General features: G+C 76.1%; 25 protein-coding genes. 16 read left to right on the top strand and 9 right to left on the bottom strand.

Going from position 1 to position 26,052, the window contains the following annotated elements:
• Window positions 1-8: 8 nt before the first annotated feature.
• Window positions 9-275: an acyl-CoA carboxylase epsilon subunit gene (locus tag V9U69_RS04950; protein WP_337060197.1), complete on the bottom strand. Its 267-nt coding sequence runs from the start codon at window positions 273-275 to the stop codon at window positions 9-11.
• The gene (locus V9U69_RS04945) at window positions 272-1,897 is read right to left on the bottom strand and encodes an acyl-CoA carboxylase subunit beta (protein WP_442907600.1); all 1,626 of its coding nucleotides are present in this window, start codon (window positions 1,895-1,897) and stop codon (window positions 272-274) included. Before V9U69_RS04945 ends, V9U69_RS04950 begins: the two co-directional genes overlap by 4 nt.
• Window positions 1,898-2,073: 176 nt before the next feature.
• Between V9U69_RS04945 and V9U69_RS04940 the strand changes: the two genes are divergently transcribed.
• From V9U69_RS04940 to V9U69_RS04915, 6 genes are all read left to right on the top strand, one after another.
• A complete protein-coding gene (locus V9U69_RS04940; RefSeq protein ID WP_337060195.1) occupies window positions 2,074-3,288 on the top strand; it encodes an NADP-dependent isocitrate dehydrogenase in 1,215 nt (404 codons plus the stop codon).
• An 89-nt stretch (window positions 3,289-3,377) separates the two neighbouring features.
• Window positions 3,378-4,172, top strand: a complete 795-nt coding sequence (locus V9U69_RS04935) for a tyrosine-protein phosphatase (protein ID WP_337060194.1) — start codon at window positions 3,378-3,380, stop codon at window positions 4,170-4,172.
• Window positions 4,173-4,266: 94 nt separating this feature from the next.
• Window positions 4,267-5,355 (top strand): CDP-glycerol glycerophosphotransferase family protein, encoded by a 1,089-nt coding sequence (locus V9U69_RS04930; RefSeq protein WP_337060193.1) that lies wholly within the window; start codon window positions 4,267-4,269, stop codon window positions 5,353-5,355.
• Between the two features lie 71 nt (window positions 5,356-5,426).
• Window positions 5,427-6,149, top strand: a complete 723-nt coding sequence (locus V9U69_RS04925) for a phosphocholine cytidylyltransferase family protein (RefSeq protein ID WP_442907599.1) — start codon at window positions 5,427-5,429, stop codon at window positions 6,147-6,149.
• On the top strand, window positions 6,146-7,228 hold the full coding sequence (locus tag V9U69_RS04920; RefSeq protein ID WP_337060191.1) for a CDP-glycerol glycerophosphotransferase family protein: 1,083 nt from the start codon (window positions 6,146-6,148) through the stop codon (window positions 7,226-7,228). The genes V9U69_RS04925 and V9U69_RS04920 overlap by 4 nt, the downstream gene beginning before the upstream one ends.
• Window positions 7,225-7,788: a DUF488 domain-containing protein gene (locus V9U69_RS04915; RefSeq protein WP_442907598.1), complete on the top strand. Its 564-nt coding sequence runs from the start codon at window positions 7,225-7,227 to the stop codon at window positions 7,786-7,788. Before V9U69_RS04920 ends, V9U69_RS04915 begins: the two co-directional genes overlap by 4 nt.
• Window positions 7,789-7,813: 25 nt before the next feature.
• Here V9U69_RS04915 and mprF read toward each other — a convergent pair whose 3' ends face one another.
• Both mprF and purU read right to left on the bottom strand, forming a co-directional pair.
• On the bottom strand, window positions 7,814-10,381 hold the full coding sequence (gene mprF / locus V9U69_RS04910; protein WP_337060190.1) for a bifunctional lysylphosphatidylglycerol flippase/synthetase MprF: 2,568 nt from the start codon (window positions 10,379-10,381) through the stop codon (window positions 7,814-7,816).
• A gap of 64 nt (window positions 10,382-10,445) precedes the next feature.
• Window positions 10,446-11,303 carry a formyltetrahydrofolate deformylase gene (gene purU / locus V9U69_RS04905; protein ID WP_337060189.1) on the bottom strand — a complete coding sequence of 286 codons (858 nt, stop codon included), beginning with the start codon at window positions 11,301-11,303 and terminating at the stop codon, window positions 10,446-10,448.
• A 24-nt stretch (window positions 11,304-11,327) separates the two neighbouring features.
• Here purU and V9U69_RS04900 point away from each other — a divergent pair, with 24 nt between their 5' ends.
• From V9U69_RS04900 to V9U69_RS04855, 10 genes are all read left to right on the top strand, one after another.
• Window positions 11,328-12,461: an isochorismate synthase gene (locus V9U69_RS04900; protein WP_337060188.1), complete on the top strand. Its 1,134-nt coding sequence runs from the start codon at window positions 11,328-11,330 to the stop codon at window positions 12,459-12,461.
• A 175-nt stretch (window positions 12,462-12,636) separates the two neighbouring features.
• Complete coding sequence (glyA, locus tag V9U69_RS04895; protein WP_337060187.1) at window positions 12,637-13,941, top strand: serine hydroxymethyltransferase; 1,305 nt, start codon at window positions 12,637-12,639, stop codon at window positions 13,939-13,941.
• Window positions 13,938-14,825 carry a bifunctional methylenetetrahydrofolate dehydrogenase/methenyltetrahydrofolate cyclohydrolase gene (locus V9U69_RS04890; protein WP_337060186.1) on the top strand — a complete coding sequence of 296 codons (888 nt, stop codon included), beginning with the start codon at window positions 13,938-13,940 and terminating at the stop codon, window positions 14,823-14,825. Before glyA ends, V9U69_RS04890 begins: the two co-directional genes overlap by 4 nt.
• 113 nt (window positions 14,826-14,938) lie before the next feature.
• Window positions 14,939-15,406 carry a hypothetical protein gene (locus V9U69_RS04885; RefSeq protein ID WP_337060185.1) on the top strand — a complete coding sequence of 156 codons (468 nt, stop codon included), beginning with the start codon at window positions 14,939-14,941 and terminating at the stop codon, window positions 15,404-15,406.
• A gap of 44 nt (window positions 15,407-15,450) precedes the next feature.
• Window positions 15,451-16,284 (top strand): exodeoxyribonuclease III, encoded by an 834-nt coding sequence (locus tag V9U69_RS04880; RefSeq protein ID WP_337060184.1) that lies wholly within the window; start codon window positions 15,451-15,453, stop codon window positions 16,282-16,284.
• Window positions 16,285-16,460: 176 nt separating this feature from the next.
• Window positions 16,461-17,417, top strand: a complete 957-nt coding sequence (locus V9U69_RS04875) for an ABC transporter ATP-binding protein (RefSeq protein ID WP_337060183.1) — start codon at window positions 16,461-16,463, stop codon at window positions 17,415-17,417.
• The gene (locus V9U69_RS04870) at window positions 17,398-18,339 is read left to right on the top strand and encodes a hypothetical protein (protein WP_337060182.1); all 942 of its coding nucleotides are present in this window, start codon (window positions 17,398-17,400) and stop codon (window positions 18,337-18,339) included. Before V9U69_RS04875 ends, V9U69_RS04870 begins: the two co-directional genes overlap by 20 nt.
• Window positions 18,336-19,331, top strand: coding sequence for an ABC transporter ATP-binding protein (locus V9U69_RS04865; protein WP_337060181.1), 996 nt, complete (start codon window positions 18,336-18,338; stop codon window positions 19,329-19,331). Before V9U69_RS04870 ends, V9U69_RS04865 begins: the two co-directional genes overlap by 4 nt.
• Entirely contained in the window at window positions 19,328-20,125 is a 798-nt protein-coding gene (locus V9U69_RS04860) for an ABC transporter permease subunit (protein WP_337060180.1), read from the top strand. Before V9U69_RS04865 ends, V9U69_RS04860 begins: the two co-directional genes overlap by 4 nt.
• Before the next feature lie 61 nt (window positions 20,126-20,186).
• Window positions 20,187-21,248, top strand: coding sequence for an ATP-binding protein (locus tag V9U69_RS04855; protein ID WP_337060179.1), 1,062 nt, complete (start codon window positions 20,187-20,189; stop codon window positions 21,246-21,248).
• A gap of 24 nt (window positions 21,249-21,272) precedes the next feature.
• Here V9U69_RS04855 and V9U69_RS04850 read toward each other — a convergent pair whose 3' ends face one another.
• From V9U69_RS04850 to V9U69_RS04830, 5 genes are all read right to left on the bottom strand, one after another.
• Window positions 21,273-21,551 carry a hypothetical protein gene (locus V9U69_RS04850; protein WP_337060178.1) on the bottom strand — a complete coding sequence of 93 codons (279 nt, stop codon included), beginning with the start codon at window positions 21,549-21,551 and terminating at the stop codon, window positions 21,273-21,275.
• A 92-nt stretch (window positions 21,552-21,643) separates the two neighbouring features.
• Entirely contained in the window at window positions 21,644-22,753 is a 1,110-nt protein-coding gene (locus tag V9U69_RS04845) for a sensor domain-containing diguanylate cyclase (protein WP_337060177.1), read from the bottom strand.
• 128 nt (window positions 22,754-22,881) lie between these two features.
• On the bottom strand, window positions 22,882-24,081 hold the full coding sequence (galK, locus tag V9U69_RS04840) for a galactokinase (RefSeq protein WP_337060176.1): 1,200 nt from the start codon (window positions 24,079-24,081) through the stop codon (window positions 22,882-22,884).
• On the bottom strand, window positions 24,078-25,178 hold the full coding sequence (galT, locus tag V9U69_RS04835; protein WP_442907597.1) for a galactose-1-phosphate uridylyltransferase: 1,101 nt from the start codon (window positions 25,176-25,178) through the stop codon (window positions 24,078-24,080). The genes galK and galT overlap by 4 nt, the downstream gene beginning before the upstream one ends.
• 68 nt (window positions 25,179-25,246) lie before the next feature.
• A complete protein-coding gene (locus tag V9U69_RS04830; RefSeq protein ID WP_337060174.1) occupies window positions 25,247-26,050 on the bottom strand; it encodes a DeoR/GlpR family DNA-binding transcription regulator in 804 nt (267 codons plus the stop codon).
• Window positions 26,051-26,052: the final 2 nt, after the last annotated feature.

Here is a 26,052-nt window from a genome sequence, read left to right as displayed (position 1 = left end):
CCCGGCGCTCACCTCGGCAGCGCGCTGGCCCGCCAGCCGCCGGGCCCGGGCGCCGGCGGCAGCCCCAGCGCGTGGCGGCGGTCCGCCCAGCGCGAGCGCGGCGCCGGTGGCGGGGGAGCGGCCGGCGCGGCGGTCAGCCGGGTCAGCACGACGGTCAGCGCCGCCAGCTCCTCCGGCTCCGGGTGGCCGCGCTCGATGCGCAGGGCCGTCAGCAGGTCCACCGCGGCGGCTGCGGGCGAGGGGTCGGGCTCGGGGGCGATCGGCTGCGCGCTCACAGGGGGATGTTCCCGTGCTTCTTCGCCGGCAGCGAGGCGCGCTTGGTGGCCAGCGCCCGCAGCGCCCGCACGATCTGCACCCGCGTCTGCGACGGGGCGATGACGGCGTCGACGAAACCGCGCTCGGCGGCCACGTACGGGTTCGCCAGCTCGTCCTCGTACTCGGTGACCAGCTCGGCGCGGCGCGCCTCCACGTCGGCGCCGTCGGCCTCGGCCTGCTTCAGGGTGCCGCGGTGCAGGATGTTCACCGCCCCCTGCGCGCCCATGACCGCGATCTGCGCGGTCGGCCACGCCAGGCACAGGTCCGCGCCCATCTCCTTGGAACCCATGACGATGTACGCGCCGCCGTACGCCTTGCGGGTGATCACCGTCACCAGCGGCACCGTGGCCTCCGCGTAGGCGTGCAGCAGCTTCGCGCCGCGGCGGATGATCCCGCCGTGCTCCTGGCCGACCCCGGGCAGGAAGCCGGGCACGTCCACGAACGTCAGCACCGGCACGTTGAAGGCGTCGCAGGTGCGCACGAAGCGCGCCGCCTTCTCCGAGGCGTCGATGTCCAGCGTGCCCGCCAGCTGCGAGGGCTGGTTGGCGACGATCCCGACCGTGCGGCCCTCCACCCGCCCGAAGCCGGTGAGCACGTTGGGCGCGAACAGCTCGTGGACCTGCAGGAACTCGGCGTCGTCCACGACCGCGGCGATCACCGCGGTCATGTCGTACGGCTGGTTCGCCGAGTCCGGCACCAGCACGTCCAGATCCAGGTCGTGCTCGTCGACCTCCAGGCCGCGCGCGTCCTCCGCGGGCAGCACCGGCGGCTCGGAGAGGTTGTTGCTCGGCAGGAACGACAGCAGGTCGCGCACGTAGCCGAACGCCTCGTCCTCGTCCTCGGCCAGGTGGTGCGCCACGCCCGAGCGGGTGCTGTGGGTGCGCCCGCCGCCCAGCTCCTCGAAGCCGACGTCCTCACCGGTGACGGTGCGGATCACGTCCGGGCCGGTGACGAACATGTGGCTGGTGCCGTCGACCATGACCGTGAAGTCCGTCAGGGCCGGGGAGTACACCGCCCCGCCCGCGCAGGGCCCCGCGATCAGCGAGATCTGCGGCACCACCCCGGAGGCGTGCACGTTGCGGCGGAAGATCCGCGCGTACTGCACCAGGGACGCCACGCCCTCCTGGATGCGCGCCCCGCCGCCGTCGTTGATGCCCACCACGGGGCAGCCGTTCGTCGCCGCCCACTCCTGCAGGTGGGCGATCTTCGCCCCGTGCACCTCGCCCAGCGAGCCGCCGAAGGCGGTGAAGTCCTGCGCGTACACGGCCACCGGGCGCCCGTCGACCGTGCCGTAGCCGGTGACGACGCCGTCGCCGTCGACGTGCTTGGCCGCCATCCCGAAGGCCGTGGCGCGCGAGCGCGCGAAGCCGCCCAGCTCCACGAACGAGCCCTCGTCCACCAGGGCGGCGATGCGCTCGCGGGCGGTCTTCTTGCCCCGCGGGTGCTGCTTGGCCGCGGCGCGCTCGTCGGCGGCGGCCACGGCGGCGTCGGCGCGGCGGTGCAGCTCGGCCAGCTTGCCGGCGGTGCTGCGCGGGTCCGGGGCCGCGGGGTGCGCGGGGCCCGTGGGGGCGGGGTCGTGCACGGGCGCGTCGGGACCACTCACGGGGCGGCAGCGTACCCACCCCGGGGCCCGCCGCCCGAACGGCACCGCGGGGGGTGGCGCCACCGCGGGTGGCGCCCGGTAGCTTGACGTCGAGACGAAGCCGAGACGAAGCCGTCCCGCAGCGGGCCGGCCCACTTCTCAGGAGGAGAGCGCACGTGCCCAAGATCAAGGTGCAGGGACCGGTCGTCGAGCTCGACGGCGACGAGATGACCCGGATCATCTGGCAGTTCATCAAGGACCGCCTGATCCACCCCTACCTCGACGTCGACCTGCAGTACTTCGACCTCGGCATGGAGAACCGCGACGCCACCGACGACCAGGTGACGATCGACGCCGCGCACGCCATCCAGAAGGCGGGCGTCGGCGTGAAGTGCGCCACCATCACGCCGGACGAGGCGCGGGTGGAGGAGTTCGGCCTGAAGAAGATGTGGCGCTCGCCCAACGGGACGATCCGCAACATCCTCGGCGGCGTCATCTTCCGCGAGCCGATCATCATCTCCAACGTGCCGCGCCTGGTGCCGGGCTGGACCAAGCCGATCATCGTCGGCCGCCACGCCTTCGGCGACCAGTACCGCGCCACCGACTTCAAGTTCCCCGGCGAGGGCACCCTGACGGTGACCTTCACCCCCAAGGACGGCTCCGAGCCGATCGAGCACGAGGTCTTCCAGGCCCCCGGTGCCGGCGTGTCCCTGTCGATGTACAACCTCGACAGCTCCATCTACGACTTCGCCCGCGCCTCCCTCAACTACGGCCTGGCGCGCGGCTACCCGGTGTACCTGTCCACGAAGAACACGATCCTGAAGGCCTACGACGGCCGCTTCAAGGACATCTTCGCCGAGGTCTTCGAGACCGAGTTCAAGGAGAAGTTCGACGAGGCGGGCATCACCTACGAGCACCGCCTCATCGACGACATGGTCGCCGCGTCCCTGAAGTGGGAGGGCGGCTACGTGTGGGCCTGCAAGAACTACGACGGCGACGTGCAGTCCGACACCGTCGCGCAGGGCTTCGGCTCCCTGGGCCTGATGACGTCCGTGCTGACCACCCCGGACGGCTCCGTGGTGGAGGCCGAGGCCGCGCACGGCACCGTGACCCGCCACTACCGCCAGCACCAGCAGGGCAAGCCGACCTCCACCAACCCCATCGCGTCGATCTACGCGTGGACCCGGGGCCTGGCGCACCGCGGCAAGCTGGACTCCACCCCCGAGGTGACCGGCTTCGCCGAGACCCTCGAGGACGTCGTCATCAAGTCCGTCGAGAGCGGCAAGATGACCAAGGACCTCGCCCTGCTCGTCGGCGAGGGCCAGGAGTGGCAGACCACCGAGGAGTTCCTCGGCACCCTCGACGAGAACCTGCGCGCCCGCCTGGCCTGAGCGGCGGCGCCCACCGGGAGCCCCCCGCACCCGCACCGGGGTGCGGGGGCTCTCGCGCGCCCGGGCCCCGGCGTAGCACCATCGGCCGCGTGAACGCCCCGCACCGACCCCTGGACCCGCAGCTGGCCGAGCTGATGCACGGCGCCCCCGGACCCGCCGCCCCGCCGGAGGCGGCCGGGCCCGAACCGGTGGAGACCGTCGCGAACCTGCGCGACGTCGCCCACTGCGACCCGCGCCTGGAGCCGGGCGTGCTGTGGCGCAGCGCGCAGCCCCTGGCGGGCGACGGCGCCCCCGCGCAGGTCACCTCCTGGCCGCCGGCGACGGTGGTGGACCTGCGCTCGGCCGCCGAGGTCCCGGACGGCGAGCACCCCCTCCGGGCGGAGGGCACCCGGGTGCACTCCGTGGAGCTGCTCGACGACGCCGGCGACCCCGCCGCGCTCGCCGGCGGCCCGCCGCCGCTGCGCGAGGTGCACCTGGCGATGCTCGAGCCGGGCACCGGCCTGGTGCGGGCGGTGGAGCTCGTCGCCGCAAGCCCCGCACCCGTCCTGGTGCACTGCGCCGCCGGGAAGGACCGCACCGGGGTGGTGGTGGCGCTGGCGCTGCGCCTGGTGGACGTGCCGCGCACGGCGGTCCTGGCGGACTTCGCGCTGACCACCGGGCACCTGCCGGAGGTGCTGCGCCGGCTGGTGGCCGCCTCGCCGCTGCCCACCGGCGTGGACCTGGCCACCCTGCCGCGGGAGTACTTCACCGCCCCCACCGCGGCCCTGGACGCCGTGCTGGACGTCTGGGACGCCCACGAGGGCGGTGCGGCGGGGTGGGCGCGGGCGCACGGCGCGTCCGCTGACCTGCCCGAACGGCTGAGCGCGCTGCTCCGCCGGGCCTGAGCGGCTCCCGGGGCACGGCTGAGCGGGCATCATGAGGGTCCCGCCGCGGGCGGGCCGACCACCGGCCCGTCCCGCCCCGAACGACAGGAACACCGTGAAGATCGCCTACTACAGCTTCGGAGGACGCTACTCCGACAACCCGAGGGCCCTGCACCAGCGACTGCTGGCCCGCGGTGACGTCGACGCCGAGCACGTCTGGCTGGCCGGTCCGCAGCACGCCGGGAGCTTCCCGGCGGGCACCACCACGGTGCCGCTGGGCACCCCTGAGGCCCTCGCCGCCCTGGAGGCGGCCGACCTCGTGGTCGCCGACAACCACCTGCCGGCGTGGGACAAGCGCTCCGGCACCACGTACCTGCAGACCTGGCACGGCACGCCCCTGAAGCGCATCCACCGCGACGCGCGCTCCACCCAGCCGGAGGGCGAGGCCGTCATGTCCCGCCTGGACGACGACATCACCCGGTGGGACGTGCTGCTCGCGCCCAGCGAGGCCGCCGCCGTGCCGCTGCGCGCCGCGTTCCGCTTCAGCGGCCCCGTGCCGGTGACCGGCTACCCGCGCAACGACGCCCTGCTCGCCCCCGACGTCGCGCGGCGCCGGGCGCGGGTGCGCGCCGCGCTGGGGGTGCCTGAGGACCGCACCGCCGTGCTGTACGCGCCGACGTGGCGCGACGACGACCGCTTCGGCGACGGGCCGGACTTCCGCCTGCGGCTGGACCTGGAGCGGTTCGCCCAGCGCCTCGGCGGCAGCCACGTGCTGCTGCTGCGCCTGCACTACCTGGTGCCCGACGCGCTGCGTGGCCTGCACGTGCCGGGCGTCGTGGACGTCTCCCACCACCCGGACGTCAACGACCTCTACCTCGCCGCGGACGTCCTGGTGACCGACTACTCCTCCGCGATGTTCGACTTCGCGGTCACGGGCAAGCCGATCGTGTCGTTCACCTACGACTTCGAGCACTACCGCGACGTGCTGCGCGGCTTCTACTTCGACCTGCACGGCATCGCGCCCGGCCCGGTGCTGACGACCTCCGAGGAGCTCCTCGACGCGGTGGCGGACCCGGAGGAGCTGCGGGTCGCCTGCAAGGAGCGCTACGAGCTGTTCCAGGAGACGTTCTGCCACGCCGAGGACGGGCGCGCCGCCGACCGCGTCCTCGATCTCGTCCTGAACCACCCGGAGGTGCGACCGTGACCCACGAACCGACCAGCGAGACGGACCCCGGCGTGGACCGCGGTGCCCCGCGGCCCCGCGGCGTGCAGGTGGTGATCCTCGCCGCCGGGCTGGGCACCCGCCTCGGCCGGCCCCTGCCGAAGTCGCAGACCCCCCTGCGCGACGGCCGCACGATCATGCAGCAGCAGGTCGACAACGTCCGCGCCGTCCTCGGTGCGGACGTGCCGATCACGGTGGTGGTGGGCTTCAAGGCGATGGTCGTGATGGAGGCCCACCCGGACCTGCTGTTCGCCTACAACGAGCTGTTCGACTCCACGAACACCTCCAAGAGCCTGCTGCGCGCGCTGGACACCTCCCAGCCGGGCGGGGTGCTGTGGATGAACGGCGACGTCGTCTTCGACCCGCGCGTGCTGCGCAGGGTGCAGCCGTGGCTGGAGCGCGACGAGACGTTCGTGTGCGTGAACACCGCCGCCGTGGGCGAGGAGGAGGTGAAGTACACCGTCGACGCGGAGGGTTTCGTCCGCGAGCTGTCCAAGACCGTCACCGGGGGCCTGGGCGAGGCGGTGGGCATCAACTTCGTCTCCTCCGCCGACAAGGCGGTGCTCGTGGAGGAGCTGCGGGCCTGCGCCGACACCGACTACTTCGAGCGCGGCCTGGAGACGGCGGTCGCCCGGGGGGTGCGGGTGGCACCCGTGGACGTCTCGGACTTCGACGTCGTGGAGGTCGACTTCGAGGACGACCTGGTGCGCGCCGACAGCATCGACGTCGAGCACCTGCGGCTGGGACCGGCCACGACCGGCGGGGGCACGGCGTGAAGGTCGTCTACCACAGCTTCGAGGGGCGGTACTCGGACAACCCGCGGGCGCTGCACCAGCGCCTGCTGGCGCGCGGCGGGCGCGACGTGGAGCACCTGTGGCTGTCCACCCCCGCCCACGCGCACGGGTTCCCCGCGGGCACCGCCACCGTCGACATCGACTCGCCCGCCGCGGTCGAGGCCCTCCAGGACGCCGACCTGGTGGTCTCCAACACGCACCTCGACTTCGACTGGGACAAGCGTCCCGGCACCACGTACCTGCAGACGTGGCACGGCACGCCGCTGAAGCGCATCCACCGCGACGTCCTGTTCGCCCCCGCCGGGCGCCTGGACCGCCTGGACCGCGACGTGGCGCGCTGGGACCTGCTGCTGTCCCCGAACGACGCCAGCACGGGCCCGCTGACGGGCGCGTTCCGCTTCACCGGCCCGGTGCACGTGACCGGGTACCCGCGCAACGACGCCCTGAGCGCTCCGGACGCGCAGGAGCGCCGCGCCCGCGTGCGCGAGGAGCTCGGCATCGCCGAGGGCACCACCGCCGTGCTCTACACGCCGACGTGGCGCGACGACGACAAGTTCGGCGACGGCCCGGACTTCCGCCTCGCCCTGGACCTGGAGCGCTTCACCGAGCGGCTGGGACAGGACCACGTCCTGCTGCTGCGGCTGCACTACATGGTCTCCGCGGCCCTGCAGGGCCTGGACGTGCCCGGCGTGCTGGACCTGTCCTTCCACCCCGACATCAGCGACCTCTACCTGGCCGCCGACGCCATGGTGACCGACTACTCCTCCACGCAGTTCGACTTCGCGATCACGGGCAAGCCGATCGTCTACTACGTGTACGACCTGGACCGCTACCGCGACGTGCTGCGCGGTTTCTACTTCGACCCGCACGAGATCGCCCCCGGGCCGATGGTCGCCGAGTCCGAGGAGGTCCTGGACGCCCTCGCGGACCTGGACGGGGTGCGCTCGCGGTTCGCGGACCGGTACGCGGCGTTCCGGGAGACGTTCTGCCACGCCGAGGACGGGCACGCCGCCGACCGCGTGCTCGACCTCGTCCTGCCCGCGGGCGGGGGGCGTCCCTGACCCGCCCCCTGCTGACCGTCGGCCACGGCCGCACCGATCGCGGTGAGCTGGGCCGCCGCCTCACCGACGCCGGGGTGGAGCTGCTGGTGGACGTGCGCCGCTTCCCCGGCAGCCGCACCTCGCCGGACGTCGCCCGCGACGCCCTGGCGGACTGGCTGCCGGGGGCGGGGGTCGGCTACCGCTGGGAGCCGCGCCTCGGCGGGCGCCGCCACGTGCCGGCCGGCACGCCCGAGCCGGACACGTGGTGGACGGTGGCGGCGTTCCGCGCGTACGCGGCGCACACCCGCACCCCGGAGTTCACCGGGGCCCTGGACGAGCTGCTCACCGACGCCGCCGCGACCCGGACGGCGGTGATGTGCAGCGAGGGCGTGTGGTGGCGCTGCCACCGCCGCCTCATCGCCGACGTGGCCGTGCTGGGGCGCGGGGTGGCCGTCGAGCACGTCATGCCGGACGGGCGGACGGCCCCGCACCCGGTGGCGGCCGGCGCGCGCAGGCAGCCGGACGGTCTCCTGGTCTGGGACGGGGCTCAGGACGCGTCCCGCGGGCCGGGTGGTCGCTGAGCGGTGCTCCGCCCGCTCCCTCGGGTCAGCCCCGGACGACCCCGCGGACCCCGCCGCCGACCAGCGTCGCCACGTCCCGCATCGCGTTCGGCAGGGCCAGCCCGCCGGGGGCGGCCACGTAGCAGGTCCGCCAGCGGGGGTCGAAGCCGTGCTTGAACGTCCGCAGGCCCCGGAAGTTGTAGAACCTCTCGCCGCGGCTCCACAGCAGGTGCCCGATCCGGTCCCAGAGGGGGGCGGTGGCGTCGGTCCGCAGCCCGGACAGGGGGGCCATCCCCAGGTTGAACGACGTGAAGCCGTTCTCCCTGGCCCACGAGAGGCACTCGACGAACAGGAAGGTCATCACGGTGCGGGGCCCGTCGGGCAGGCGGCGCATCAGGTCGACCTGCACCTCCCGGCCGTCGCCGCTGACCCACAGGGTCGCGAAGGCGACGATCCGCTCCTCCTGGCGCACCACGACCAGCGGGAAGCGGCGGACGTACTCCTCGTCGAAGGCGCCCAGGGAGAAGCGCTTCTCCTTGCCGTTGCGGTGCGCGAGCCAGGCGTCGGACACCTCGCGCAGGGCGGGCAGCAGCGGCTCGACGTCCTCCGGCGCGACGAACTCGACCCTCAGGCCCAGGCGCTGGGACTTGTTGCGGCAGTTGCGCAGGTTCACCCTCGCCCTGCCGGCGAGGGTGAACTCCGCGAGCGGGACGACGGCCTCCTCCCCGAGCTTGGCCAGGCTCAGCCCGCACTCGCGGTACAGGTCGGCGTGGTCGGGGAGCACGTTGTAGAAGACGGGCCGGCCACCGTGCCGGTCGACCTCCTCGACGAAGCCGCGGACCAGTTCCCGGAAGTCCGCCGGGTCGCCGACCGGGTCCCCCATCACCACCCAGCTGCGCCCCTGCACCTGGTGCATGAGGAAGGCCGTGCCGCCGGGGCTGAAGCGGAAGCGCTTGTCGCCGGTGAAGGCCAGGTGCGAGGTGCAGCGCCCCCACCGTGCGACGACGTCGCTCACCCGGGCCATCTCCTCCTCGTCCGCGGTCCGCGGTCCGGGGGGCGCCGGCACGAAGGCGCGGCGCCCGCCGATGAGGACGCCGACGGCGCCCGCGGCCATCGCGATCCGGTCCGCTCCCGTCGTGCCGCCGGAGAAGGACGCCACCAACAGGGGCGCGTCGACCGCGCCGCAGGAGCCGCTGAACTCGTGCCACCAGACGGACGCCCCGACCAGCAGGGCCGCGGTCACCGGCGGGAGCGGGCTGCGCGGCCGGGCCAGGAGGGCGCCGCGGTGGAACGCCGGGCGCGCCGGCACCAGCAGGAGGGCGAGCGCGGCGGTCACGGCGGCGAGCACCAGGTCGCCGTGGGCGGCGGCGACCGCCGTCACGCCGGCCAGGAGCACCAGGGTGGCCGCCCAGGCGGCCTTCAGCCGCCGGTGCAGCCCGCGGGCCGTGAGCAGGGCCGCCAGCCCCGCCAGGCTGATGGTGACTGCCGACAGGTCCAGCTCGCGGCGGCCCGGCAGGTCCCCCACCACCACCATGAACACCCCGGCGGTGGCGACGCCCAGCGCGAGCACGGCCGGCGTGAGCGCGGACGGGGCGAGCGCACGGGTCAGCGCGGACGGGGCGGGGGCGGGCGGGGTGGGCGCGGGGGCGGGGCGCACCGGGCGGCACGCCGCCAGGAGCGGGCGGGCCTCGTGCGCGACGAGGAGCACGGCCGCCAGCAGCAGCGGCAGCACGAAGTAGCAGAGCCGGTAGGCCACCAGCGCCACCGCGAGCCCCGCGGGCGAGGTCGTCGACCCGATCAGCACCACCAGCGTCGTCTCGAAGACCCCCAGCCCACCGGGCACGCTGGACACCAGCCCGGCGAGGGTCGCGATCGAGAAGGCGACGGCGAACGCCAGGAACGGCATCCTGCCCTCGGCGGGCAGCAGGACGTGCAGGGCCGCGGCCATCGTCAGCCACTCGAACGTCGACAGCGCGACCTGCGCCACCGCCAGGCCGGGGGAGGGCCGGTCGACGCACCGGCCGCGCCAGCCGATCGGGCGCCCGGCGCCGGCCCACACGAGGTAGCCCGCCACCGACGCCAGCATCAGCGACCCGGCGACCAGGACCGCGGTGGCGGGCAGGTGCAGCGCCTCGCCGGTCCCCGCCGGGTCGTGCACCATGCCGCCGCCGGCCAGGACCGCGGCCCCGAGCGCCAGGGTGAGCACGTTGAAGCCGATGATCCGGGTGATGGCGGCGCCGGGCACCCCCCACCGGGAGTAGACGCGGGCCCGCAGCGCCGCCCCCACCACCGCGGAGGCGCCCAGGTTGTTGCCGAAGGCGGTGGCGACGAACGACGCGAGGCCGTAGCGGCGGTAGGGCAGGGGGTGCCCGACGTAGCGCAGCGCCAGCGCGTCGTAGCCGGTCATCGCCAGGTACGAGACCGCCGTCGCGCCGAGGGCGGCGAGCGCGACGCCCGGGCCGAGCGCCAGCAGGTCGCCACCCAGCTCCGCCCACGAGTAGTGGCGGAAGGTGCGGTGCAGCAGCGCCCCGGCCGCGGCGAGCAGCCCCACCACGACGAGGGGGGCGAGCAGGTGACGCGCGGGACCGGCCGGCCGCCTGGGCGAGGAGCTCACCGCTCAGCAGTCGGCACCCCGGCGCCCGGCCTTGAAGCGGTGGCGGGCGGGCGGTGCCCGCCCGTCAGCGGAAGACGACCGTGCGGTGCCCGTCCAGCAGGACGCGGTGCTCGGCGTGCCAGCGCACCGCGCGCGCCAGGGTGCGCGCCTCGACGTCCTGGCCCAGGCGCACCAGCTCGGCGGGCGTGTGGCGGTGGTCCACCCGCTCGATCTCCTGCTCGATGATCGGCCCCTCGTCGAGGTCGGCCGTCACGTAGTGCGCGGTCGCGCCGATGATCTTCACGCCGCGGGCGTGCGCCTGGTGGTAGGGGCGCGCGCCCTTGAAGCTCGGCAGGAACGAGTGGTGGATGTTGATCGCCCGCCCCGACAGCTCCCGGCACAGCGCGTCGGACAGGATCTGCATGTAGCGCGCCAGCACCACCAGCTCCACGTCCAGCTGCGCCACCAGCTCCAGCAGCCGCGCCTCGCCCGCCTCCTTGGAGGCCGCGTCGCCGGTGGTCACCGGCACGTGGTGGAAGGGCACCCCGTAGAACTCCGCCAGCGGGGCCAGGTCGGTGTGGTTGGACACCACGCCGACCACGTCCACGGGCAGGTCGCCGGAGCGGTGCCGGAAGAGCAGGTCGTTCAGGCAGTGGCCCTGCTTGGAGCACAGCACGAGGGTGCGCACCCGCTCGGCGGCGTCGCGCAGGTCCCACGTCAGCCCGAAGCGGGCGGCGACCACCCCGAGCGTCTCGCGCAGCGCCTCGTCGCTGGCGGCGGCGTCGAAGGCGACGCGCATGAAGAAGAGGCCGGTGTCCGGGTCCCCGTACTGCTGGCTCTCGGTGATGTTGGCGTCCAGCGCCACGAGGGAACCCGTGACGGCGTGGACGATGCCGGGGCGGTCGGGGCAGGACAGGGTCAGGACCCTCGGGCGTGCGCTCACGAGCGGCAAGCCTAGGGTGGGCGCGTGCCAGAACCCGCCGCGGCGGTCCTCGCGCTGCGTGCCGGCGCCACCGTCTTCTCCGACGCCAAGAGCACCCTGGTGCAGACGGGGCCGCGCCCGCTCGTGCCCGGCGGCTCCGGCGCCGAGCAGCTGCGGTGCACCGCCCGCGCGCTGGAGGACGAGCCGGAGGGCGTCCTCGTCGCCGGGGCGGTGCCCTTCGACCTGGCCGCGCCGGGTGCGCTGCGGGTGGGCCCGGCGGTGCGCACCCCGGGGCCGCTGGCGCCCGTGCCCGGCCGGCTGCCGGCCCCGGTGACGGTGGCGCGCAGCCGCCCGTGGCCCACCCCGGCCCGGTACGCGGCGAGCGTGCGCGCGGCGCTGGAGCGCATCGACGCCGGCGAGGTGCAGAAGGTGGTGCTGGCCCGCTCGCTGGAGCTGACGGCCCTGGGGGACTGGTCGGTGCCGCAGCTCGTCGCCGAGCTGGCCGCGCGCAACCCCGCCGCCACGACCCTCGCGGTGCCGGTGGACGACCCGGCGCTGCCCGGCGGGCGCTGGCTGGTGGGCGCCAGCCCGGAGCTGCTGCTGCGCCGCCGCGGCCCCAGCGTGCTGCTGCGCCCGCTGGCGGGGTCGGTGCCGCGCTCGCCGGAGCCGGCGGAGGACCTGCGCCGCGCCGACGCCCTGATGGCCTCCGACAAGGACCGCCGCGAGCACGCCTACGTGGTGGAGGCCGTGGTGGAGACGCTGCGGCCGCTGTGCCGCACGGTCAGCGCCCCGGAGCCGGAGCTGCTGGCCACCCCCACCGTGTGGCACCTGGCCACGCGCGTCACCGCCCTGCTCAACGACACGGGGACCACGTCGGTGGACCTCGTGGCGGCCCTGCACCCCACGCCCGCCGTCGGCGGCTCCCCGCGCCGCGCCGCCGCGCAGGTGATCCGCGAGGTGGAGGAGGTCGACCGCGGCTGCTACGCCGGCGCGGTCGGCTGGCAGGACGGCGACGGCGACGGCGAGTGGGTGGTGGGGGTGCGCTGCGCCGAGGTCGCCGGCAACCTGCTGCGCATCCTGGGCGGTGCGGGCATCGTCGCCGGCTCCGACCCGGAGGCCGAGGTGCGCGAGACGGCGGCGAAGATGCGCACGGTCCTGGAGGCCGCCGCCCGGCGCTGAAGGGCCCACCGGGCCGTCGGGCCGCTGGGCTAGGCTGGCGCTGCCGCGACTGGCGAGGGTGGTCACCACCGGGGAGCGGCAACGGGTGGTCCGCGGAGCGGGTCCGCCCGCCGTTCACGGGGTCGTCCGCCTGGGCCTCGCGTCGCCACCGCCGCCCGAGCCAGAGGAGCGATACGTGACCGACGTCCTGCCCACCCCCACCGCGCCCGCCGGGGTCACCGACCGGCCGCTCGCCGAGGTCGACCCCGAGATCGCCGCGGTCCTCGACGCCGAGCTGGGCCGCCAGCGCGACACCCTGGAGATGATCGCCAGCGAGAACTTCGCGCCCCGCGCGGTCCTGCAGGCGCAGGGTTCGGTGCTGACCAACAAGTACGCCGAGGGCTACCCGGGCAAGCGCTACTACGGCGGCTGCGAGCACGTCGACGTCGCCGAGGAGCTGGCCCGCACCCGGGCCAAGGAGCTGTTCGGCGCCGAGCACGCCAACGTGCAGCCGCACTCCGGCGCCAGCGCGAACGCGGCGGCCATGCACGCGTTCATCCGCGGCGGCGACGGCATCCTGGGCCTGGAGCTGGCCCACGGCGGTCACCTCACCCACGGCATGAAGATCAACTTCTCGGGCCGCATGTACGACGTCTCCGCCTACGGGGTGGACCCGCAGACGTTCCGCGTGGACATGGACGTCGTGCGCGCCACCGCCCTGTCGGCCCGGCCCAAGCTGATCATCGCCGGCTGGTCGGCGTACCCGCGCCAGCTGGACTTCGCCGCGTTCCGCGAGATCGCCGACGAGGTCGGCGCGCACCTCATGGTCGACATGGCGCACTTCGCGGGCCTCGTCGCCGCCGGGCTGCACCCCTCGCCGGTGCCGCACGCGCACGTGGTCACCTCCACCGTGCACAAGACGCTCGCCGGGCCCCGCTCGGGCCTGATCCTCACCACGGGCGAGTTCGCGAAGAAGGTCGACTCGGCGGTGTTCCCCGGCCAGCAGGGCGGCCCGCTCATGCACGTCGTGGCCGCCAAGGCCGTGGCGTTCAAGGTGGCCGGCTCGGAGGAGTTCCGCGAGCGCCAGGAACGCACCCTGGAGGGCGCGAAGATCATCGCCGAGCGCCTCACCGCGGCCGACGCGAAGGAGGCCGGCGTGTCCGTCCTGACCGGCGGCACCGACGTGCACCTGGTGCTGGTGGACCTGCGCGAGTCGCAGCTGGACGGCCAGCAGGCCGAGGACCGCCTGCACGAGGTCGGCATCACCGTGAACCGCAACGCGGTGCCGTTCGACCCGCGCCCGCCGATGGTCACCTCCGGCCTGCGCATCGGCACCCCGGCGCTGGCCACCCGCGGCTTCGGCGCGGCGGAGTTCACCGAGGTCGCCGACGTCATCGCGCAGGCGCTGAAGCCGACCTTCGACGCCGAGGCGCTGCGTGCGCGCGTGGCGGCGCTGACCGAGCGCTTCCCGCTGTACCCGGCCGCGGAGACCTTCGCGTGAGCGCGGTCGTCCTCGACGGCAAGGCCGCCGCGGCGGCGGTCAAGGCCGACCTGGCCGAGCGCGTGGCGGTGCTGCGCGAGCGCGGCGTCGTGCCGGGCCTGGGCACCGTCCTGGTCGGCGACGACCCCGGCTCGGCGTCGTACGTGCGCGGCAAGCACCGCGACTGCGCCGAGGTCGGCATCTCCTCGATCCAGGTGGAGCTGCCCGCCACCGCCACCCAGGGCGAGATCGAGTCGGAGATCGCGCAGCTGAACGCGAACCCGGACTGCACCGGGTTCATCGTGCAGCTGCCGCTGCCGAAGGGCGTCGACGCCAACCGGGTGCTGGAGGCGGTGGACCCCGCCAAGGACGCCGACGGCCTGCACCCGACGAACCTGGGCCGGCTGGTGCTGCGGGTCGGTGAGGAGATCACCTCCCCCCTGCCGTGCACCCCGCGCGGAGTCATCGACCTGCTGCTGCGCCACGACGTCCCCCTGGACGGCGCGGAGGTCGTCGTGGTGGGCCGCGGGGTCACGGTGGGCCGCCCCATCGGTCTGCTGCTGACCCGCCGGCACCCCAACGCCACGGTCACCCTCTGCCACACCGGCACGAGGGACCTCGCCGCGCACCTGCGCCGCGCCGACGTGGTCGTCGCCGCGGCGGGCGTGCCCGGCCTGGTGACGAGGGACGTCGTCAAGCCCGGTGCCGCGGTGCTCGACGTGGGCGTCTCGCGCGTCCTGGACCCGGTCACGGGCAAGGCGAAGCTCACCGGGGACGTCGCCCTCGACGTCGCCGAGGTCGCCGGGTTCGTGGCCCCCAACCCCGGCGGGGTGGGGCCGATGACGCGGGCGCTGCTGCTGACGAACGTCGTGGAGTCCGCCGAGCGGGCCGCGGGCCTGCGCTGACGCACCGCGGGGGCGGGCCGTCGCCCGGCCCGCCCCCGTGCTGCCGGTGGCCCGGGGAGGCGGCCGCGGCCCAGGATGCCCACCGTCCGCGTCCCGTCCCCGAGGAGCCCGTCGTGCCCGTGCCGGTCAGCCACCCCCACCAGCGCTACAGCGTCAGCGGGTACCGGGAGGAGGAGTCGGGCGGGCGCGTCGCCTGGTCGTGCGACCTGCTGCGCCACGGGCAGAGCTTCGGCCTGGTCGCCCACGACGGCGGCGACGGCGGCAACCGGTACACCTTCACCGACGACGCGCGCGGCGAGGAGTTCCTCACCGCCGCCCGCGGCCTGCACCCGCGGGCGGCCGCCCCCGCCGACGCCCTGGTGGACGAGCTGATCACGATCCGGCAGATGAACGCCCTCGACCAGGTCGCCTACTGCTTCGCGGAGGACCGGTTCGAGGAGACCGGGCAGCACCGCGTCGCGGACCCGGGCCTGACGTTCGAGCAGGTCCGCGAGCTGCTCGCCACCCGGTACGCCGAGCGCGGCCCCCGCGTCTGGGACAGGAGCCGTTCGGCGATGGTGCCCGTCGCGCCCGCCGGCTGAACCCGCACCGCCGCCCCGGCCGGCCCCGGGTAGCGTGCCGCCCCGTGCCCGCAGCGAAGACCCCGCAGCAGCAGTTCACCGTCGCCACCGTCAACGTCAACGGCATCCGCGCCGCCGTGCGCCGCGGCATGGGGGCCTGGCTCGCCGAGCGCGACCCGGACGTGCTGTGCCTGCAGGAGGTGCGCGCCCCCGACGAGGTGCTGGGGGCCCTGCTCGACGAGGCCCTCGGCGACGGCTGGCACATCGCCCACTGCGAGCCCACCGACGCCGGCACGAAGGGCCGCGCCGGTGTCGCGGTGGCCACCCGGTTGCCGGCGGGGGAGCAGCGCAGCGCGCTGCACCCGCGCTTCGACGGCGCCGGCCGCTGGGTGGAGCTGGACGTCGAGACGCCGGCGGGCACGGTGACCGTGGTGTCGGTGTACGTGCACACCGGCGAGGCGGGCACCGAGAAGCAGGACGACAAGACGGCGTTCCTCGACGCGGTGACGGCGCGGCTGGAGCAGCTGCGGCGCAGCGGGAACCACGCCCTCGTGTGCGGGGACTACAACGTCGCCCACCGCAACGAGGACATCAGGAACTGGAAGGGGAACCTGAAGAAGGCGGGTTTCCTGCCCGAGGAGCGCGCCTACTACGACCGCTGGTTCGCCGCCGGGTGGGTGGACGTGGTGCGCTCGCTCCACCCGGGCGTCGAGGGGCCCTACTCGTGGTGGAGCTGGCGCGGCCAGGCGTTCGACCGGGACACCGGCTGGCGCATCGACCTGCACGTCGCCACCGGGGAGCTCGCCGCGCGCGCGACGGGCGCCGTGGTCGACCGCGCCCCCTCCTACGCGGAGCGGTTCAGCGACCACGCGCCCGTGGTCGTCACCTACGGCGCCTGACCCGACCGCGCCGGGCCCGCCGCGAGGAGCACCGCGGTCGCGGCGCCGGCGACGGCGCGCACCGGCCCCCGTGTCCGCCCGTCGCACGGCCGGCGCACAGGATCACCACCGAACGTCCGACCTACCCGCGCCGCACGACCGACCCGCGAGGGCCCGCGGAGTGGTTGTCTGGCCGCGTGACGACGACGGACCCCCCGGCGATCGAGTGCACCGGGCTCAGCAGGACCTTCGGCGAGGTGCGGGCGCTGGACGGCCTGACGGTCGCGTTCACCGCGCCCGCCACGGGCCTGCTCGGCGCGAACGGCGCCGGCAAGTCCACGTTCATGCGGGTGGCCCTGGGACTGGTGCGCCCGGACTCCGGGACGCTGCGCGTGCTGGGGATGGACGCGGCCCGCGAGCGCGACGAGGTGCGCCGGCGGGTGGGGTTCATGCCGGAGCACCCGTGCCTGCCGCTGGACATGTCGGCGCAGGAGGTGTGCGTGCACCTGGCGCGCCTGCGCGGGCTGGGGCACCGGGACGCGGTGCGCCGGGCCAGCGAGGTGCTGTTCGCGGTCGGGCTGGAGGAGGAGCGCCGCCGCCCGGTGGGCACCTACTCCCTGGGCATGCAGCAGCGCACGAAGCTCGCGCAGGCCCTCGTGCACGGCCCCGAGCTGGTGCTGCTGGACGAGCCGACGTCGGGGCTGGACCCGGCGGGGCGCGAGGAGATGCTGCAGCTGGTGCGGCGGCTCTCGCGCGACCTGGGCGTGCGCGTGGTGACCAGCTCCCACGTGCTCGACGACGTGGAGCGCACCTGCGACGAGGTGGTGGTGCTGCGCGCCGGCGCGCTGGCCGCGCAGCGTCCCGTGGCGGTCGGCCACGACCCCGGCGGCGCGGTCCACGTGCGCGTCGGCGGGGACCCCGCGGAGTTCGCGGCCGCGCTGGCGCCGCGGCTGGCGCCGCTGGGGGTGCGGGTGGCGCCGACACCGGCCGGCGACGTGGGGATCAGCGCCGGCACGGACGCGGCGCTGGACGTCGTGCGGGACCTGGCCGCCGAGCAGGGGCGGGCGCTGGTGCGGCTGGTGGCCGACGGCCGCGGGCTGGAGGACGTGGTGCTGGACGCGATGGAGGGGCGGGGTGAGCGGACCGGTGGCTGAGGTGTCCAGCGAGGTGCCCGGCGGGGTGTCCGGCGGGGGCGCGGGCGGTGGACCCCGCGGGGCGGGGGCGCCGCGGGCGGTGCTGCACGACGTGCGGTACTCGCGGTTCACGGGCGCGCTGCGCCCGCGGCGCAGCGCGGTGGCCGCGCTGGTGGCGGCCGGGGTGCGCCGGCCGCTGGGGCTGCGGCGCAGCGCGGGCTCGAAGGTGTGGCCGTTCCTGCTGCTGGCGGCGGCGTACCTGCCGGCGCTGGCGGTGGTGGCGGTGCCGCTGCTCGTCCCCCAGGTGGACGTGCAGCCGACCGAGCTCATCGGCTACCCGCAGCTGCTGGCGACGAACTCGGTGGTGGTGCTGGCGTTCGTCGCCACCGCGGTGCCGACGGTCCTCACCCGGGACCGGCGCGACCGGGTGCTCTCGCTGTACTTCGCCACGGCGCTCTCGCGCGCGGAGTACGTGCTGGGGGCGGCGCTGTCGGCGGTGTCGCTGCTGCTGCTGATCGTGCTGGGGCCGGCGCTGGTGCTGTTCGTCGGCTCGATCGCCACGGCCGGCGACCCGGGCGGCTGGTTCGCCGAGCACGTCGGCGACCTGCCCCGCATCCTGCTGGCCTCGCTGGTGGTGGTGCTGCCGAACGCGGCGCTGGGGCTGGCGGTGGCGTCGCTGACGTCGCGGCGGATCGTGGCCGTGGGCGGCTACCTGGCGGTGGTGCTGGTGGGGCCGGTGCTGAGCCGCCTGGTGGCGGTGGTGGTCGAGGCGGACTGGCCGCTGGCGTTCGACCCCGCGGGTGGGCCGGTGCTGCTGGCCACGGCGGTGGTGGACGGTGCGCCGGCGCCGCAGGGCGCGCTGGCGTGGGTGGTGTGGGCGGCGCTGGTCGTCGCGGGCTCGGCCGTGCTCGTCGGCCGCTACGGCAGGGGGGGCGACGCGTGAGCGCGACGGTGGGCGGTGCGGTTCAGGCGGGTGCGGCTGCGGGTGCGGCGGCTGGGGCCGTGGTGGAGGTGGACCGCGTCAGCCGCTGGTTCGGCGACACGGTGGCGCTCTCGGACGTCTCGTTCACCCTCGGGCCGGGCGTCACCGGCCTGCTGGGGCACAACGGCGCGGGCAAGTCCACGGTGCTGTCGCTGCTGGCGGGCTCGGTGCGCCCCAGCCAGGGCCGGGTGCGGGTCCTCGGCGGCGACCCCCACGCCGAGGTGGGCGTGCACCGGGCGCTGGGCGTCGTGCCCGACGGGGAGGGCACCTGGTCGCACGCCACCGCCCACGCGCAGGTGGCGTTCCTGGCCCGCCAGCGCGGGGTGCGCGACGCCTCCGCGGCAGCGAGCGCCGTGCTGGACCGGGTGGGCCTGGGCGCGGCCGCGCACCGGCGGGTGGGGGGCTTCTCCAAGGGGATGCGCCAGCGGGTGCGCCTGGCCCAGGCCCTCGTGCACGACCCGCGGGTGCTGCTGCTGGACGAGCCGTTCAACGGCCTGGACCCCGCGCAGCGGCGCGCCGACGTGGACCTGGTGGCCTCGCTGGGCGAGGAGGGCCGCACGGTGCTGGTGTCCTCCCACGTGCTGGCCGAGGTGGAGCGGATGGCGAGCCGGGTGCTGGTGGTCGTCAACGGCCGCCTCGTCGCCGAGGGCGAGCCGGCCGCGATCCGGGACCTGCTGGTGGACCGGCCCCGCACCGTGCACCTGGACGGCCCGCGCGTGCTGGAGCTGGCGGGGCTGCTGCTGGCGGAGGGCGTCGTGGAGTCCGTGCAGCGCGACACCACCGGCCGCGGCGGCGTGCTGGTGCAGGCGCCGCGCGCCACCGCGCTGGCCGAGGCGGTGCCGGCGCTGGCGCGGCGGGTGGGCGCCACCCTGCGGCGGGTGGAGCCGGTGGGTGAGGACCTGGAGAGCACGTTCGCGCACCTGGTGCGCCGGGCGAGGGGAGCGGGCCGGTGAGCGGGACGACGCGGGAGAGTGCGCGGGAGAGCGCGCGGGGGGCGGGGGGCGGTTCCGGCGGGTTCTCCACGACCCTGTTCGGCTTCTCGCTGCGCGCGGTGCTGCTGCGCGGGCGCACCGCGGCGCTGGCGCTGCTGCCGCTGGCGGTGGCGGCGGTGGCGGTGGTGGTGCTGGCCGCCACCAGCGTGCCCGCGCGCTACGGGCTGCAGACCACGCTGGCCGGCGACCTGCTGGTGGGGCTGGTGGTGCCGATCGTGGCGCTGGTGCTGGGCACCGGTGCGTTCGGCGACGAGCGCGAGAGCGGCACGCTGCCGCTGCTGCGGGCCCTGGTGCGGCCCCGCTGGCACGTCGTGGTGGCGCGCGCCGCGGCGGCGTGGGTGTCGACGGTCGTGGTGTGCGTCCCGGCGGTCGTGGCCTGCGCGGTGGTGGGCGTCTCGATCAACCTGCCCGCCGGTGAGGTCGTGGCCGGTCTGGTGCTGGCCACGGCGCTGACCGCGGCGGCGTACTGCGCCCTGTTCGTGCTGCTGTCGCTGCTGGCGCGGCGCGGCCTGCTGGCGGGCCTGGCCTACGTGGTGCTGTGGGAGACGTTCCTGGCGGGGCTGGCGCCGGCGCTGCGGGGGCTGTCGATCGGCTCCTACGGCCGCCGCGTCGCCACCCTCGCCACGCCCGGGGACGTGCCGCTGGGCACGGTCGCCGCCACGGGGGTGACGACGTCGGCGCTGGTGCTCGCCGGGGTGGCGGTGGTGGCGGTGGCGCTGTCGTCGTGGCGCCTGCAGCGCATGGACGTGACGTGACGCGGTGCGGCGCGCCACCCCGCCCCGGTCGTGCGCGCCGCCGCCGTGCCACGCTGGGCGGGTGGCTGGTGACGCGACGACCGGTGCCCCCTCGGACGGTGCCCCGACGGTGCGGGTGCACCTGCTCGGCCTGCCGCTGCGCACGCGGGAGCGGTTGAGCACGCACGTGGAGGGGCTGCTGCGGGAGCTGGCGCTCGTCCGGATCGGTGAGGAGCGCAGCACCGGCTCCACGCTGCCCGGGCGCCTGCTGGAGCTGGCCGTGGAGCTGCACACCACCTACGCCCCGTACCGGGCCCAGCGCGCCGGGGCCATGGAGGAGGCGCTGGCGGCGGGGGAGGAGTTCTTCGACGCCGTCTACGACGCCTCACCGGCGTCGGCCGGGTACGTGCAGCGCCTGCTGGACGCGCTGGAGGAGGCCGACGGGTTCTGCCGCGACCGGCGCCACCTGCTGACCCTGCCGGCCTCCGAGGAGCTGGTGACGTTCCGGCGCTGGCTGTTCGGGGAGATCCTGCGCCAGCTCGCGGGCGGCTCCCCGCGCCCCTGGCACGGGCCCTCCCGGCGCGACGAACCGGCCGACATCGCCCCGCTCCCGCCCGCTCCCGCCCGGCCCGTCCCGGCGCCGCTGCCGGAGGAGCCCGCCGTCGCGGGCGGTGCACCGGCCGGCCGGGTGGTGGGCGACCCGCTCGTGCTGGAGTCGGTGGCCAGCGCGGTCTCCGCCGCCCGCCGCCACGTGCGGCGGGCGCTGGCCGAGCTCGGCGCCGGGGCGGTGGAGGAGTCCGCCGAGCTGGCGGTCTCGGAGCTGGTGACGAACGCGCTGCTGCACGCCGGCACCGCGTTCACGGTCGCGGTGCGGGAGGTGCCCGGCGGGCGGGTGCGCGTGGAGGTCACCGACTCCTCGCCCGTGCCGGTGCAGCAGCGCCACCTCGGCGCCGCCGCCACCACCGGGCGGGGCCTGCACCTGGTGGCGGCCGCCTGCACGCGATGGGGGGTGGACCCCCTGCCGACCGGTGCGGGACCCGGCAAGACGGTGTGGTGCGAACCGCGCGAGAGCGCGGGGGACGAGGAGGACGCCGACGGCCTCCACGCCGCGGCGTGGGCCGGGGAGCTCGAGGGGCTGCTGTAGCGGGCGGCCGCAGCAGCGGCGGGTTCAGCGGCGGGAGCGGTCACCCGGGCGCGCCGCCGCGTCCTGCTCGGCCAGGTCCAGCAGGAACGAGCCGTCCGGGGCCAGGTCCCCGGTGAGCACCAGGCGCCAGGCCGCCGGGACGGGCGGCGCCTGGCCCGGATCGACGCCGCGGGCGCGCAGCCAGCGCCGGTCGGCGTCCACGCGCGCGCGCCACGCCCGCCGGTTCAGCCACCACGAGCCGCCCAGGACCGCGCCGGACAGCAGCGCCGACAGCGCCACCGCGACGACCCCCCACCCCTGCACGGGGGCGATGCTGCCCACCGCGCCCCGCGCCCGGGCCACCGCGGAGCGGACGGACGGTGAACCGCGGGCGAACGCGGGGGACGAGGTGCCGCTCACCAGGTCGCGGCGGTGGGCTCCGTCGCGTCGTCGCCGGCGCTGAACAGCGCGTACCGGCCGCGGCCCGCGCGCTTCGCCTCGTACATGGCGGCGTCGGCGCGCGAGACGAGGTGGTCCGCGAGGCGCCCGTCGGCACCCTCGTCGCGGACGGCCGTGACGGCGACGCCGATGCTGGCCGACGGCTGCACCTCCACGTCGTCCAGCGACGCCGGCGCCGCGAACTCGCGCACCACGCGCCCGGCGATCGCCGAGGCCTGGGCGGGCGAGCGCAGGTCGCGCAGCAGCACGAGGAACTCGTCGCCGCCCACCCGCGCCACCACGTCGCGCGGGCGCACGGCCCGCTCCAGCCGGCGCGCGCTGGCGCGGATCAGCTGGTCCCCGGCCAGGTGCCCGCGGGTGTCGTTGGTGTGCTTGAGGCCGTCCAGGTCCACGAACATCACGCCCAGCAGGCGACCCGGCCGCAGGGTGCGCAGGGCCTCGACCAGCGCCGCGACGAACACGTGCCGCACGGGCAGGCCGGTCAGGGCGTCGTGGGCGACGCGGTACGTCAGGTCCTCCCGGGCTCGCCGGGTCTCCTCGCGGTCGCGGGCCGCCGCCAGGCAGCACGCGGCCAGGTCGGCGAAGGCGTCCGCCACCGCCAGCTCCGCGCCGCTCCAGCGGTGCGGTTCGCGGCGGTAGAGGTCCAGGACGCCCAGCCCCTCGCCCCCGCTGCGCAGCGGCAGCGCGCACACCCCGTGCAGACCGGCCTCGGCGGCGCGCCGCTGGAAGCGCGGCCAGTCGCCCTCCACCGCGAGGTCCGCGGACAGGACCGCGCCGCCGCGCTCGTGCGCGTCCCAGCAGGGGCCCTCGCGCAGCAGCTCCTGCGCGGCCTCGACCTCGGCGACGGCGCCGCCACCGGCGACGGAGGCCAGCCGCAGCAGCCCGCCCTCGCCGGGCACGACGACACCGGCCCCGTCGGCCCCCAGGACGCCGACGGCGGCCCGGGCCAGCTCCTGCAGCACGTCGGCCGCACCGGAGGCACCGGTCAGGTGGCGGGCCACGCGCTGGACGTGCTGCAGCAGCTCGGCGGGTGCGGGCGCGGCGGCACCCGGCACCGGCGTGCTCACCAAGGCTCCTCCCGGTGAGACGGGCGTGCCCCCGCAGCTGGAGGCGGTCAGGCGACCGTACCCCCGCGGGGCGCCCGCGCACGGGTCCTCGGCGGAAGATCCCGCCCGAGGACCCGCGGCCGGCCGCCTCAGGCGTCGCGCCCGGCGCCCTCCGACGGCAGCGCGGCCAGGAACTGCGGCGCGCGCAGCTCCTCGCGGGCGAACGCGTCGCGCACCGCGGCCGCCACCTCCGGCACCGCGTCGCGCTCGACCAGCGCGATCGCCGACCCGCCGAAACCGCCCCCGGTCATCCGCGCGCCCAGCGCCCCGGCGGCGCGGGCGGTGTCCACCACGAGGTCCAGCTCGCGGGCGGAGACCTCGTAGTCGTGGCGCAGCGACTCGTGCGAGGCGTCCATCAGCGCACCGATCTCCCGCACCCGGCCGGCGCGCAGCAGCTGCGCGGTGCGGGCGACCCGGTCGATCTCGGTGACCGCGTGCCGCACGCGCCGCTGCAGCACCTGCGCCCCCTCCTCGCCGGCCAGCCGCGCCAGGGCGTCCTCCAGGCCGTCGGCCGCGACGGCCCGCAGGTCCGGCACCCCGAGCACGCGCGCGGCGCGCTCCACGTCGGCGCGGCGCGCGCCGTACTCGCCGCCGGAGTGGGAGTGCGCGGCGCGGGTGTCCACGACGAGCAGCGCCAGCCCGGCGCCGGCCAGGTCCAGCGGCAGGTGCGTCACGGAGTCGTCGCGGGTGTCCAGCAGGATCGCCTGCCCCTCGCGGCAGCGCAGCGACGCGGCCTGGTCCATCCCGCCGGTGTTCGCCCCGGCGACGACGTTCTCCGCCTGCACGCACGCCCCGGCCAGCTCCGCCCGCCCCGCGTCGTCGGTGGGCAGGTCGTCCAGGTCGGCCAGCGCGATCGCCACCGCGCACTCCAGCGCCGCCGACGACGACAGGCCGGAACCCAGCGGCACGTGCCCGTCGACGACGGCGTCGAAGCCGTGCCCGGACCCCATCGCCCACGGCACCCCGGCGACGTACGCGGCCCACCCGTCCGGCGAGCCCGGCCCGACGCCGGCCAGGGACCCCTCCCAGTCGGCGCCGGCCTCCTGCGCCGAGCGGACCCGCACCACGTCGTCGTGGCGGGGGCTGAGCGCGACGAACGTGCGGTGCGGCAGCGCCAGCGGCAGGCACAGCCCGCCGGTGTAGTCGACGTGCTCGCCGATGAGGTTCACCCGGCCCGGTGCCGACCACACGCCCTCCGGCGTCTCGCCGAAGGCGTCGCGGTACGCGTCGGCGGCGGCCTCGGCGGCCTCGGCCCGCGCGGGGGCCTCGAAGAACGGCGGGGTGCTCACGCGGCCACCTCCCGCAGCCGCGCGGCGATCCGCTCCGGGGTGGTGTCGTTGATCCAGGCGGCCATCGCGGACTCCGAACCGGCCAGGTACTTCACCTTGCCGGGGCCGCGCAGCACGCTGAAGACCTGCAGGTGCAAGCGGAACTCCTCACGCCCGGTGCGCACCGGGGCCTGGTGCCAGCCGGCGATGTACGGCAGCGGGTGGTCGTCGGGGTAGTAGCGGTCCAGCCTGCCCAGCAGGTCCAGGTAGGCGGTGACCAGGTCGGCGCGCTCGGCGTCGTCCAGGGCCGGCAGGTCGGGCACGTCGCGGTGCGGGGCGAGGTGCACCTCGACCGGCCAGCGGGCCGCCGCCGGCACGTACGCCGTCCAGTGCTCCGTCTCCAGCACGACGCGGGTGCCGGCGCGGCGCTCGGCGTCGAGCACGTCGCGGAACAGGTTGCGGCCCGTGGCCGCGCGGTGCTCGGTGGCCCGGCGCAGCATCGTCGCCGTCCGCGGCGTGGTGAACGGGTAGCCGTAGATCTGCCCGTGCGGGTGGGGGAGGGTGACCCCGATCTCCTCGCCGCGGTTCTCGAAGCAGAACACCTGCTCCACGCCCGGCACCCGGGCCAGGCCCTCGGTGCGGTCCACCCACGCCTCCACGACCGTGCGGGCGCGGCGCGGGTCCAGCGTCCCGAACGAGCCGGACGCCTCGCTGGTGAAGCAGATGACCTCCGTGCGCCCGGCGCCGGGGCGCACCGGCCACAGCTCCTCCCCGTCCACGAGACCCGGCTCGCCGCCCACGCGGGTGGAGAACGACGGGAACCGGTTCTCGAACACCACGACGTCGTAGGCGTCGTCGGGGATCTCGGTGGGGAAACCGCCCGGGACCGTGGGTGCCAGGGGGTCCTGGTCCGGCGGCGGCATGAGGGTGCGGTCGTTGCGGTGCGAGGCCATCGCGATCCAGTCGCCCGTCAGCGGGTCGCGGCGCACCTGCGAGCCGCCGCGCACCACCTCGTCGGCCGGCGGCAGCGGCCGGTGGTCGACCGCGTCGCGGGCGCGCTCGCCGGACAGCCACGGCTCGGTGTCGTCGAAGTAGATCAGCTCGCGGCCGTCGGCCATGCGGGCCGTGCTGCGCCGGTACGCGTGGGTGGCGCTGCGGTGCACGCCGTCCGCGCCGGGGGTGCTGCTCACGGTTCCTCCTGGTGGGGTGCGGTGGTGCTCGCGGGGACGTCCGCCAGCAGCAGCCGGCCGGTGCGCTCGGCGAGCACCCGGCGGGCGGCGGCGGGCAGGCCGTCGTCGCTGACGAGGACGTCGACCTCCTCCAGCGCGGCGATCGTGGTCAGGCCCACGACGCCCCACTTGGTGGCGTCGGCGACCACCACCACGGAGGAGGCGGCGGCGACGAGGGCCCGGTCGGTCTCGCCCTCGACGAGGTTCGGGGTGGTCAGCCCCGCGCGCGCGTGCAGGCCGTGCACGCCGAGGAACAGGTGGTCCACGTGCAGGTCCTGCAGGCTGCGCACCGCCACCGGCCCGACGAGGGCGTCGGAGGGGGTGCGGATGCCGCCGGTGAGCACGACGGTGCGGTCGCCGCGGGCGGGGTCGTGCAGGAGCTCGGCGGCGGGCGGGGAGTTCGTCACCACGGTCAGGCCGGGCACGTCGCGCAGCTGCCGGGCGACCTCGACGGTGGTGGTGCCCGCGGACAGGGCCACGGACGCGCCGGGCTCGACGAGGGAGGCGGCCAGCGCGGCGATGGCGCGCTTCTGCGCCGTCTGCACCGTGGACTTCGCGGCGAAGCCGGGCTCTGTGCTGCTGCCGGGGGCGGCGGCGCCGCCGTGGACGCGGTCCACCAGACCGCGCCGGGACAGCTCGGCGATGTCGCGGCGCACCGTCATGTCGGAGACGCCGAGCTGGTCGACGAGGTCGGCGACGCGGACGCTGCCGCGCCGGCGCACGGCGTCGAGGATCGCCTCCTGGCGGCTGCGGGCGAGCACGT

The organism is Kineococcus sp. G2, assembly GCF_037154035.1.
GTDB lineage: Bacteria > Actinomycetota > Actinomycetes > Actinomycetales > Kineococcaceae > Kineococcus.
This window is presented reverse-complemented; position numbering and strand designations above follow the sequence as displayed.

What these genes read in the sequence shown, in the direction of transcription:
- galT (WP_442907597.1), bottom strand. Translation starts at nt 25,178, where the DNA reads ATGGCCGACGGCCGCGAGCTGATCTACTTCGACGACACCGAGCCGTGG.